At 66.7% G+C, this 11,147-nt stretch carries 12 protein-coding genes; 8 read left to right on the top strand and 4 right to left on the bottom strand.

The window, feature by feature from the left end; all coding sequences use genetic code 11:
* Positions 1–326 precede the first annotated feature (326 nt).
* Positions 327–473, top strand: coding sequence for a hypothetical protein (locus SSA01S_RS19700; RefSeq protein WP_156477934.1), 147 nt, complete (start codon positions 327–329; stop codon positions 471–473).
* A gap of 16 nt (positions 474–489) precedes the next feature.
* Entirely contained in the window at positions 490–1,803 is a 1,314-nt protein-coding gene (locus SSA01S_RS17910; RefSeq protein WP_061781484.1) for a carbohydrate porin, read from the top strand.
* Positions 1,804–1,933: 130 nt separating this feature from the next.
* Here SSA01S_RS17910 and SSA01S_RS17905 read toward each other — a convergent pair whose 3' ends face one another.
* On the bottom strand, positions 1,934–2,803 hold the full coding sequence (locus tag SSA01S_RS17905) for a 3-hydroxyacyl-CoA dehydrogenase NAD-binding domain-containing protein (protein WP_061781483.1): 870 nt from the start codon (positions 2,801–2,803) through the stop codon (positions 1,934–1,936).
* 103 nt (positions 2,804–2,906) lie between these two features.
* Here SSA01S_RS17905 and SSA01S_RS17900 point away from each other — a divergent pair, with 103 nt between their 5' ends.
* Both SSA01S_RS17900 and SSA01S_RS17895 read left to right on the top strand, forming a co-directional pair.
* Positions 2,907–3,935, top strand: coding sequence for a DUF1176 domain-containing protein (locus SSA01S_RS17900; protein WP_061781482.1), 1,029 nt, complete (start codon positions 2,907–2,909; stop codon positions 3,933–3,935).
* 10 nt (positions 3,936–3,945) lie between these two features.
* Positions 3,946–4,566, top strand: a complete 621-nt coding sequence (locus SSA01S_RS17895) for a YbhB/YbcL family Raf kinase inhibitor-like protein (protein ID WP_061781481.1) — start codon at positions 3,946–3,948, stop codon at positions 4,564–4,566.
* 362 nt (positions 4,567–4,928) lie between these two features.
* Here the strand turns inward: SSA01S_RS17895 and SSA01S_RS17890 are convergent, their stop codons facing one another.
* Positions 4,929–5,984 carry a GGDEF domain-containing protein gene (locus SSA01S_RS17890; RefSeq protein WP_061781480.1) on the bottom strand — a complete coding sequence of 352 codons (1,056 nt, stop codon included), beginning with the start codon at positions 5,982–5,984 and terminating at the stop codon, positions 4,929–4,931.
* Positions 5,985–6,036: 52 nt separating this feature from the next.
* On the bottom strand, positions 6,037–6,573 hold the full coding sequence (locus tag SSA01S_RS17885) for a peroxiredoxin (RefSeq protein ID WP_061781479.1): 537 nt from the start codon (positions 6,571–6,573) through the stop codon (positions 6,037–6,039).
* Positions 6,574–6,668: 95 nt separating this feature from the next.
* Between SSA01S_RS17885 and SSA01S_RS17880 the strand changes: the two genes are divergently transcribed.
* The gene (locus SSA01S_RS17880) at positions 6,669–7,490 is read left to right on the top strand and encodes an inositol monophosphatase family protein (RefSeq protein ID WP_061781478.1); all 822 of its coding nucleotides are present in this window, start codon (positions 6,669–6,671) and stop codon (positions 7,488–7,490) included.
* Positions 7,491–7,559: 69 nt separating this feature from the next.
* On the top strand, positions 7,560–8,021 hold the full coding sequence (locus tag SSA01S_RS17875; RefSeq protein WP_061781477.1) for a hypothetical protein: 462 nt from the start codon (positions 7,560–7,562) through the stop codon (positions 8,019–8,021).
* A gap of 87 nt (positions 8,022–8,108) precedes the next feature.
* Here SSA01S_RS17875 and SSA01S_RS17870 read toward each other — a convergent pair whose 3' ends face one another.
* On the bottom strand, positions 8,109–10,226 hold the full coding sequence (locus SSA01S_RS17870; RefSeq protein ID WP_061781476.1) for an AsmA family protein: 2,118 nt from the start codon (positions 10,224–10,226) through the stop codon (positions 8,109–8,111).
* Positions 10,227–10,393: 167 nt separating this feature from the next.
* Here SSA01S_RS17870 and rpmI point away from each other — a divergent pair, with 167 nt between their 5' ends.
* Together rpmI and rplT are read left to right on the top strand one after the other, a co-directional pair.
* The gene (gene rpmI, locus SSA01S_RS17865; protein WP_007406658.1) at positions 10,394–10,597 is read left to right on the top strand and encodes a 50S ribosomal protein L35; all 204 of its coding nucleotides are present in this window, start codon (positions 10,394–10,396) and stop codon (positions 10,595–10,597) included.
* Positions 10,598–10,618: 21 nt separating this feature from the next.
* Positions 10,619–10,984, top strand: a complete 366-nt coding sequence (rplT, locus tag SSA01S_RS17860) for a 50S ribosomal protein L20 (protein ID WP_042488147.1) — start codon at positions 10,619–10,621, stop codon at positions 10,982–10,984.
* The last annotated feature ends 163 nt before the right edge of the window (positions 10,985–11,147 follow it).

The following is an 11,147-nucleotide window of genomic DNA, read 5'->3' as shown; positions in this document are numbered from 1 at the left end:
CCCCTATCGAGAGCGGGATACCCCTCCACCAGCTTCGCTGGTCCCTCTCCCCTTGCAGGGGAGGAATCACAGACATTTTTCCGGGGTTGATCCTGCGTGGCGGGGCGTTATGGCGCGCCTTGTCGGCCGTAAGAGCCGACTCACACTTAGGATCACAATGCCCCGATCTAGTCCCTTGTCCGGCGACGAGGACAGTAGACGCTTCGGCGTCCACATCCTTGCCGACCGTCTGACGGGCCTGACGGGGTCGCCGAGCGCGGCCCGCTAACGCCGTATCTCGCCGACCTCCGCCGGGCTCGACCACATGAACCCGAAGGAGGTCTATCATGACCCGTACCCTGTTCCGCGCGCATGTCCGCGCCCATTCCCTCGCCACGCTGATGGCGAGCGTTCCCCTCGAGCGGGCGCGGCTGCTTCGCGCGGTCGCCACCACCCGTCCGCAGGCCCTGCGCCGCGAGCGTCCGTCGGCCTGATCCAAGGGGACCATCAATGATCAAGACCGTGTCGCGGGCCGCGCTGTGCGGCCTGTTCCTCGTCGCGCGCCCCGCCTCCGCGGAGGACGCCCCGCAGCAGGATGTCGCCATCCACGGCCAGGCGACCTTCGTCGCGCAAGGCGTGGGCGGGTTCGCCTCGCCCTATGTCGGCGACAACAGCCTGACCCCGCGCCAGCTGAAGGAAACCGCCGACGTCACCGCCTTTATCGGCGCGCGCGCCTGGAAGGGTGGCGAGTGGTGGGTGAATCCGGAGATCGACCAGGGCTTCGGCCTATCCAACACGCTGGGCGTCGCCGGTTTCCCCAGCGCCGAGGCGTATAAGGTCGGCAAGTCCGAACCCTATTTCCGGCTGCAGCGCGCCTTTTTCCGCCAGACCATCGGCCTGGGCGGCGCGTCGGAGACGGTGGCGGGGGTGGCCAACCAGCTGGGCGGATCGCGACCGGTCGACCGGATCGTCCTGACCATCGGCAAGTTCGGGGTGGGCGATGTGTTCGACACCAACGCCTATGCGCATGACCCGCGCGGCGATTTCCTGAACTGGTCGGCGGTCGATACCGGCAGCTTCGATTATGCCGCCGATGCCTGGGGCTATACCACCGGCATTGCGGGCGAACTCTATCGCGGCGACTGGACGCTTCGCACCGGGCTGTTCAACCTGTCGACCATTCCCAATGGCGAGCGGCTGGAACATGGCTTCGGCCAGTATCAGATCGATGCCGAGGTCGAGCATCGCCATCAGGTCGCCGGGCGGCCGGGATCGGTGCGCTTCGGGTTCTTCCGCAATCGCGGCAATTTCAGCCGCTTCGACGACGCGCTGGCCTATGCCACGGCGACCGGCGGCGCGGTCGATCCGTCGGTCACCCGGCGGCGGATGACGCGGGTCGGCGGCTATATGAACATGGACCAGGCGCTGACCGACACGCTGGGCCTGTTCGCCCGCGTCGGGGTGAGCGACGGGTCGATCGAGCCCTATGACTTCACCGATATCGATCGCACCGCCCAGATTGGCGGGTCGCTGAGCGGCAAAAGCTGGGGCCGGGCGCAGGACCGGGTCGGGCTGGTGCTGATCGCCAACGGTATTTCGGCCGAGCATCGCCGCTATCTGGCGGCGGGCGGCCTGGGCGTGCTGGTCGGCGACGGCAAGCTGCCCAATGCAGGCGCGGAGGAAATTGCCGAGGCCTATTACGACGTCGCACTGTTCCGGGCGCTCGCGGTGACGCTGGATGCGCAATATGTCGAGCATCCGGGCTATAACCGCGACCGTGGTCCGGCCCAGATCCTCGCGGTGCGCGTCCACGGCGCGTTCTGACATATTTTCCTCCCCTGTAAGGGGAGGGGGACCATGCGCAGCATGGTGGAGGGGTGTCCCGCTCTCGATAGGGTGACACCCCTCCGTCAGGCCTTCGGCCTGCCACCTCCCCTTCCAGGGGAGGAATGGGTTACCGCGTCGGCACGGGCTCGGCGCCCGAATAATCATAGAAACCGCGCTTGGTCTTGCGACCATACCAGCCGGCTTCGACATATTTGATCAGCAGCGGGGCGGGGCGGAATTTGGGATCGCCCGTCCCCTCGAACAGCACGCGGGTGATCTCCAGGCAGGTGTCGAGCCCGATGAAATCCGCCAGCGTCAGCGGCCCCATCGGATGGTTCAGCCCCAGCTGGCATGCGGCGTCGATATCCGGGATGCTCGCCACGCCTTCGCCCAGCGCGAAGATCGCCTCGTTGATCATCGGCATCAGCACGCGGTTGACGATGAAGCCGGGCGCGTCATTGGCATGCACCACGCGCTTGCCCAGTTCCTGCGCGAAGCTTTCGACCCGGGCGACCGTCTCGTCCGAGGTGGCGAGGCCACGGATCAGCTCGATCAGGCCCATGACGGGTACGGGGTTGAAGAAGTGCACCCCGACGAAGCGCGCCGCGTCGGGCGCGGCCTGCGCCAGGCGGGTGATCGGGATGGACGAGGTGTTGGTCGCCAGGATCGCGGTGTCGGACATCCCCTTGCCGACCTCCTCGAAGATGGCGCGCTTGATCGCCTCCCGCTCGGTCGCCGCCTCGATCACCAGCTCGCACCCGGCCATGGCGGACAGGCTGCCCACCGGCTCGATCCGCGACAGCAGCGCATCGGCGTCGGCGCGGGTCGTCTTTTCCTTGGTCACCAGCCGATCGAGCGCCTTGGCGATGCCCGCCTTGCCCGCTTCGGCCCGCTCGGCCGAGACATCGGCCAGCTTGACCGCATAACCCGCCGCCGCCGACACCTGGGCGATGCCTGCGCCCATTTGTCCGGCCCCGATCACGCCCACTGACTTCATCACGAACTCTCCTGTTTTCCGGCCCGATTCTTTGGCCCATATCCTCGGTCGCGTTGACCTATCCGGTTCGGAACGGGACCGCCAGCAAAGGGGTTGATCGGGAATGATGCGCTTGAACCCGGGCCTATGGATCGCACTGGTCGCCGCACCGGCCATGGCCGCCGTGCCTGATACGCCCCGGCCGGAAAAGCTGAAGCTGTTCCGCGACTGGATCGTCGCCTGCGACAATGGCGGGGCGTGCGAGACGGCCTCGCTCGCGACCCAGGATTCGGCGCTGCAGGATGTCGTGCTGATCGTGGCCCGTAACGGCACTGGCCAGGTCACGGTGCGCGTGCGCGACATGACCGGCACGGCGAAGACGGCGAGCGTCAGGATCGATGGTCGCACGATTGCTTCCACCCCGCTCGATCGCGATGGCGAGGGCATCTGGCGGGGGCCGCATGCCACGGCCCTGGTCGCCGCGATCGGCAAGGGGCGGCGGGCCGTGCTGATGACTCCGGCCAACCACCGGGTCTCGCTCAACGGGGCCGCTGCCGCCCTGCGCTATATCGACGCGCGGCAGAAGCGCGCGGGCACGACCACCGCGCTGATCGCGCGTGGCGCGGCACGTTATCGGGGCAGCCCCCCGGCGCTGCCCGTGGTGCATATCGTCACGCCACCGCCCGGTGCCGCGCCCGCCATCCCCGCCACCGCGATCAGCGAGGCCCGGCGTCGCTATGGCTGCGTGGTCGATGACGGCAGTCCGTTCAGCGCCGATGCGCATCGGCTCGACCGGCGGTCCACACTGGTCCTGATGTCGTGCGGGGCGGGGGCCTACAATTATCTGGTCAAGCCGCTGGTCTGGCGCGACGGTCGGTTGAGCCCCGCACGCTTCGATTTCACCTATCATTTCGGCGAGACGCCCGAACCGGGCCAGCCCGAAATCCTGGTCAATGTCGAATGGTCGCCCGCTGGCCGCCTGTCGAGTTGGGGGAAGGGCCGAGGGCTGGGCGATTGCGGCGATGCGCAGACCTTCGGCTGGGACGGCACACGCTTCCGCCTGCTCGAAGCGGCGCAAATGACCGAATGCCGGGGGGCGATCGACACGTTGACCGTGTGGCGCACGCGCGTGGTGCCGGTGACCGCACGTTAGGAGATACGCGATGCTCGAACATCTGCCCGCCTGGCTGGGCAAGGCGATGAGCGGCTGGCGCGCAGGCGTCGAGTCGCTGGCGATCGTGCGAACCGAGCTGACCCCGCCCGCTGCGATGCGGCTGAACAGCCCGGCCTTTGGCGACATGGCGCGCCTGCCTGAGCGGTTCACCGCCGATGGTGCGGGCGTGTCGCCGCCCTTGGTCTGGGGCGATCCGCCCGAGGGCACCGCGATGCTGGCACTGTTGGTGGAGGACGCCGATGCGCCGACGCCGCAGCCGTTGGTCCATGGTATCGTGTGGAACCTGCCGCCCGTTGCCGGCGACTTGGCGGAAGGGGCGATTGTCGCGGACGGCGCGGGCACGCCGGGGGCCGGGGATGTCGGGCGCAATTCCTATTTCAGCGAAGGCTGGCTGCCGCCCGATCCGCCGCGCGGTCATGGCGAGCATCGTTATGTGTTTCAGCTGTTCGCGCTGGATGCCGTGGTCGATATCGGCGGCGCTACGCCGGGCCGCAGCGCGATGGTCGAGGCGATGGCGGGGCATGTGCTCGCCGCCGGGGTGCTGACGGGCGCCTATTCGCGGGAGGAGGAAGCGCCGGTCGGGCCGGTCGGGGCCGTCGCAACCGCTTGAGCGGAGGCGTGGGGATTGCTCACCGGGCGGCCGGGCATCGGATAGCCCGGCCGGGGTAGAGCGCGGTCATATTCAGGCGATCGGAAAGATCGGCGCGGCGGAGGTGATGGCAAGACCGGCAAAGACAAGCGCGCCGACAACCGAAACGAGGATCTGGCGAGTCTGGAACGAAGCGAACATGGTGAAACTCCCTGTGAAAGCCGGTCGCCCATCTATTGGGTGACCGATGCCAGGGACTTTGCAGAGAGCGTGCCAGTTTCTTAAGACATTGATTTGTATGGTTATTATTCTCTGTCGCGAGAAAAGTGGGAAAATGCGCCATTCGTGGTGCGCAATTCCCACCATCCCATGGCAAAAAATCACTAGTCGTTGAAGGCGCGGTCGCGGCCTTCGTTCTTGGCGCGATAAAGCAGGGCGTCCGCGCGCGCGAACAGTGTTTCCTGCGTGTCGCCGGGGCGGAAGGCGGTGATCCCGGCGGAGAAGGTGATCTCACCGATCATCGCCCCCGTCTCGCGCACCCGCAAGCGCCGCTCGCGCACCGCGTCGCGCGCTCGCTCGATCATCGCGGCGGCTTCTTCGTTCGACAGGTCGGACATCAGGATGGCGAATTCCTCGCCGCCATGCCGACACACGACATGCCCCTTGCCCTGTTCGGCCAGGATCGCCCCGATCGAGTGGAGCACGCGGTCGCCGACCGCATGGCCCAGTTCGTCGTTGATCCGCTTGAACCGGTCGATGTCACACAGCGCCAGATGACAGCTGCGCGGTGCCTGGAAACACTGGCCCAGCGCCTCGTTGAACGCCAGGCGATTGGCCAGCCCGGTCAGCGGGTCGCGCCGCGCGGTCGCCCGCGCCTCGGCCAGCTTTTCGCGCAGCGTCTCGGCCTCGGCCGTGGCCTGTTCCAGCCGTAGCTCGGCGGCATTGACCCGTTCCAGCATCGCACCGGTCAACCGGGCGAGCGCCGCCAGGCCGATCGTCTCGCCGCGGGAAATCACCTCGGCATTGCGCGCCAAGTCGGCACCGAATTCGGAGGTGTCGGCCTGGATTGCGCGGATGACCGCGGCAAAGGTCTCCACCTGGTTCTGGGTCTGCGCAGCCAGCGCGTCGGACTGCGCCTCGGGCGGGGGAGTGATCGTGCGGGGGGCGGCGGTCCGTGCGGGCGGAGCGGGGGCGGGGACGGGAAGCGGCGCGGGCGGCGGGCCGCCCAGCCGGACGATATCGTCCTGATGCAGGCGCACCCCGTCATCGACCAGCGACGCCACCGCCTTGGCCAAGGCGCCGTCCGGCTCCGTCAGGATCGCATGCACAAAGGCATAATGCGTCGGATCGGGCGACAGCCGATGGTCATCGAGAAAACGACCGATCCTGTCGAACAGGCGGTCGGATGTCCCGACCGCCTCCTGAATATCCCCCTGCATTCGATTGTCCGTATGGCCCCCCCAGCTCATGTCCGCGCCCCGAACAGAGAAATCAGCGACGGTTTTTCAGGTCGCGCACCGCCGCCAGCGTGGTGGCGACATGCTCGGCCGGATTCATGTCATCGTGAACGAAGACCACGCGGCCACGCTGATCGATGACGTAACTGGTGCGCGAGGTGATGTCGCGGCCCTCGATCTGGCGGCCCAGCGCGACGTCGTACTCCTTGACGATGGCGGGTCCGGCGCTCGCGACCGGGAACTTGCCCGCGCATTCGGCCTTGGAAAAGGCGGCCAGCTTGTCCACCGGATCGGCGGACATGCCGATCACGCGCGCGCCAGCGGCCTTGAACGCATCGATCTTCTCGGCAAAGGCGCGCGCCTCGGCGCTGCAGCCGCTGGTGAAGGCGGCGGGGAAGAAATACAGCACGACGGGGCCGTGGCGCAGCTGCTCCTTCAAGTGCAGCGTAAAGACTTTGCCCGCCACCGCGCCACGCGTGGTGAAGTCGGGCGCCGTCGCGCCGGGGCGCAACGCAGCTGTCGCAGGCACAGCCGCCGCAACCGCCAGAAGAACGCCTAACCAAGCCTTCATCGCGCTATTCCTCTCGATAAACAAGGTTAACGCCTATCCTGTAAGCGGCTCGCCGTCCATTGCCGATCATTCATGGCTACCCTATTCAGGTTAACATGTCCGTACATGTCACCGATATCGATCTGGCCCTGCGCCTGGCCGACGCCGCCGGCGCTGCCATCCGTCCCTATTTCCGTCGCGAAATGGGGTTGGAGATCAAGGAGGACCGGTCGCCGGTGACCCTGGCCGATCGCGAGGCGGAGTCGGCGATGCGCCGTATCCTCGACGCGGAACGCTCGGGCGACGGGATTCACGGCGAGGAATATGGCGTGAAGGACGGCGTGACCGGGCGACAATGGGTGCTCGACCCGATCGACGGCACGCGCAGCTTCACTGTGGGGCGCCCGATCTTCGGCACGCTGATCGCGCTGGTGGAAAATGGCTGGCCGGTGCTGGGCATCATCGACCAGCCGATCGCGGGCGAGCGCTGGCTGGGCGTTGCCGGGCGGCCCACCCTGTTCAACGGCCAGCCGACCCGCACGCGGCCCTTTCGCGACCTGGACGGCGCGACCATCGCGACGACCAGCCCGCATTTGTTCGACGACGAGGACGTGCCGCACTTCATGGCGCTGGTCGCGGCGGTCAGCGGCAATTCCCCGCGCCAAGGGCCGGTGTACGGCGGCGACTGCTATAATTACGGCCTGCTGGCGAGCGGGCATATCGATATCGTATGCGAATCCGGGCTGAAGCTCCACGACTTCGCCGCGCTGGTCCCGGTGGTCGAGGGCGCGGGCGGGCGCATGTGCGACTGGAACGGCGATCCGCTAACGGCGGACAGCGCGGGCCATGTGCTCGCGATCGGCGACCCGGCGCGCACGGACGAAGTGCTGGAGGCGCTGCGCAACGTGCCGCATGGGCATGACCATCACGATCATTGATGGGAGGCGAAAAGCCGCCTGTCGGATCGGTCGATGGTAGAGGCAAAACCGATATGGTAGGTTTTTCCCATGCGAATGCTGGCTGCGCTTGTTTTCCTGCTTCTGACTGCGTCGGCGGCCCCGGTGCCGTCCCGCGAGCAGCGGAAATTGATGGACGATATCGAGCGGACGATCACCTTGCCGAAAGGCGCGCAGCCTTTGTCCGCTTATGGCAGGAACTACGCGTTCGATGGGGGCGGCAGGGTCGTCGCCCGATATCTTCTACCATTCGACCCGCCGAAAGCCGACGAGGGGTGCGAGGTTCTGCTCGAGAACTTCGAATCGCGGCCCTGCACGAAAAGGGAAATCGCCGCGTCCGCTCGATCCCGCGCGCGACTTCGTGCCGCAGAGACGCCAGCGGGGCAGCGGCGTTGGTATTCCAACGCGCGGAGCCTGCCTTTCATCCACGACGGCGGATGTATGCAGGTCAATGTCGAATATGATGTCGCCATACGCCGCATCGTGACGGTTTCCTGCAACGGCTACGCTTAGTTTCCATCAGCTCGGATCGACATTGACTCACCTCCTCCCCTTCACGGAAGGAAGTGGACGGTATCGCTACACTGCACCGGGCACGCGTCAGAAAATCCCCAGAAACTTCTTCCGCTGTGCCTTGGCCTCGCCCGGATTGCCTTTTCCGTCCTCCGCCTTGGCCGTCGTGCCGCGCCCGACATCGTCGCGCTTGTCGCCCTTGACCGTCCGTTGAGCGCTGGCCCGTGCGCCCGAAAGCACGGGGCCGCAGGCCGCCGCCTTGGCGTCGCCGACATCGACGAACGCCAGCACCCCGGCCAGCGGCGTCGCTACCACGGCCAACCCCAGGCCCGCACCCGCCCGCGCGAGCAGGTCGCCGCTGATGGGGTTGATGCCGGGATGTGCGAAACTGCCGGTGATGCCGACCGGTGATTGGCCCGAGAACAGGCTGAAGGTCTTGGCGTCGGCGCGAACCGCCAGGTCGAGTGCTTCGTTGCGGAAGCTGAAGCCACCGCGCCCCGTAACAACGTTCTTCGAGGTATCGATCAGGATCGGGTCCGCCGCCGCCACGCCGCCGCGTACGGTGAAGGCGATCAGGCCGCAGTTGATGCGCACCGGCTCTTTCAGCTCCTTCTCGAACATCTTCTGAACGAAGGTGCCGATGTCGAGTTCGGCCAGCTGCGCATTCTTGGTCCATAGCGAGCCCGCAGGCAGGATAAACGCCATCCGCCCGTTCGCGCTCGCCAGCGAATCATGAATCGTGTCGCCACGCCCGGTCAGCTGGACGCGGCCCTTGACCGTGCCGGTCGTCCCCGCCTCCGCCACGCCCCAGCCCGCTAGCAACCGGCCGAGCGGGGTCGGCGACAGGCGGATGTCGTAACGGACCAGGCTGGGCCGCTGGCGCGTGTCGAACAACAGGTCGGACGACACATCGCCCCGCGCCATCGCGAACTGCAGCGGCGACAGGGTCAGCTTGCCGCGATCGAGCGCCAGCGTCAGGTCGACATTCGAGATCGGCACCCGGCGCGACCGCACGGTGCGGATCGTCCAATTCAGGTCGGCATCGAAGCGCTGCATCGTCGCCACCGGCAGCGCCGCGTCGGGCAGCAGGCGCTGCGGCCCGACGCCGGTCGCGGCGGCGGCGGCCTCCGCGCCCTTGGTCGCGACGATATCGGGATTGTAGCCGATAAAGGGCGCGGCATCGATAATGTCGAGCTTCTCGGTCGCTAGCGTCGAATCGAGGTGCAGCCGCTCGCCATGGGTGACGGTCAGCGTGCCCGCCAGGTCGCTGTCACCGAACGTGCCCTTCATCTTGGTGAAGCGATAGACGTCGCCGTCCTTCACCAGCTGCGCGCGCAGGTCATAGGTGCGGGTGCGTGGGATGACGACACCGATGACCTCCAGCAGGGTCGACAGATCCTTGCCCCGCGCATGGGTGCGCAGCGGCACATCCTCAACATCGGCGATCGAGGGCAGGGTGCCCGTCACATCGACGACATTGCCCGCCGCGCGCATCCGCGCGACCAGCTCGTTCTTGCCGCGATTGGCGGTCGCGTCGGGGGAGAGCAATTGCGCGTTGAGCACGAACGGCGTTTCGCGAATGACGCCCTTGCCACGCACCCCGACCGCGCGGCCGATGCGGGCGTCCTGCGACCGGAAATCCTCGAGCGCTAGATCGGCCGTTACCTGCATCCGGGGATCGCGATAGCGGACGGTCGTGCCCTTTACCTCGGCCACGTCGATACGCGGGAATTCGAGCCGCTTGCCGCCCTTCTTCTCGCTGAACGTCCATGTGTTGCTGCGGTGGTCGGGCGTCCATTCCAGATCGACCGCGCCATTGGTCAAGGCCAGCCAGGTGAAGCGCCGCTTGCCGAACAGCAGCGACAGCGGCGCGATGCGCGAATCGATCCGGTCGGCGGTGAACAGATTCGGCCGCGTCGCCCAGCCGGGGTTGGAGATGGCGATCTTCTCGGCGACGAACTTGATCCGCCACGGCGCGAAATAGAGCTGGAAGTCGCCGCCGACCGTCACCGTCCGATGGGTCAGCTTTCCGGCAATCGACTCGAACGGATGGCGCAGGAAACGGCCCTTGGTGACGAACAGGACGAGCCAGATCGCGGCAAGGACGGTCAGCAGGCCGATGAGAAGGCGAATCGGCCAGCGATGCCACCCGGCACGGGCGGCGGTGGGACTAACAGGGCTGTCGGCCGCGTGCGCCTGATCCATGGAATAGCCAAGCGCCCGAGCGGAGCGGGGGTTCCGCCCACGCGCATCGGTTGCATTGCGGCGCGGCTTCGTCTATGCGGCGCGCTTCCCGAGCGAGGTGACACGAACGGCCCGGCCATCAGGGCTGCCGCGGCCGTTTCTGCCTTAGCTCTAGCGAAAGGAAAAAAATGCCCAAGCTCAAGACCAAGAGCGGCGTCAAGAAGCGCTTCAAGCTCACCGCGACCGGCAAGCTCAAGCACGGCGTCGCCGGCAAGCGCCACCGCCTGATCAGCCATAACGGCAAGTATATCCGCCAGAACCGCGGCACCTCGGTCCTGTCCGATGCCGACACCAAGACCGTGAAGGCCTGGGCGCCTTACGGCCTGAACTGATTTCTGGAAGGATAGAGAGATATGGCACGCGTCAAGCGGGGCACGACCACCAAGGCGAAGCATAAGCGGATTTTGGATCAGGCGAAGGGCTATTATGGCCGTCGCAAGAACACCATCCGCATCGCGCGCCAGGCCGTCGAAAAGGCCGGTCAATATGCGTATCGCGACCGCAAGGTTAAGAAGCGGACTTTCCGTGGTCTGTGGATTCAGCGCATCAATGCGGGTGTCCGGGCCGAGGGCCTGACCTATTCGCAGTTCATGCACGGCCTGAAGCTGGCGGGCGTCGAACTGGACCGGAAGGTCCTGGCCGACATCGCCATGCACGAGGGCGAGGCCTTCAAGGCGATCGTCGCTCAGGCGAAGGCCGCTCTGCCGCAGGCCGCTTGAATAGCGACTGACGGTTAGCGCCGGAAATCAGGAAGGGCGTCGGTGGGTTTCCACCGGCGCCCTTTTCTTGTTGGGATATTCCTCCCCTGCAAGGGGAGGTGGCAGGCTGAAGGCCTGACGGAGGGGTGTCTCGGTCAGCGAGGTCGTTCCTCGCGAGCGGCTA

This window comes from Sphingomonas sanguinis NBRC 13937 (genome assembly GCF_001591005.1).
In the GTDB taxonomy this organism is placed as follows: domain Bacteria; phylum Pseudomonadota; class Alphaproteobacteria; order Sphingomonadales; family Sphingomonadaceae; genus Sphingomonas; species Sphingomonas sanguinis.
Note: the sequence above shows the minus strand (reverse complement) of the source record. Positions and strands in the feature narration are given on the sequence as shown.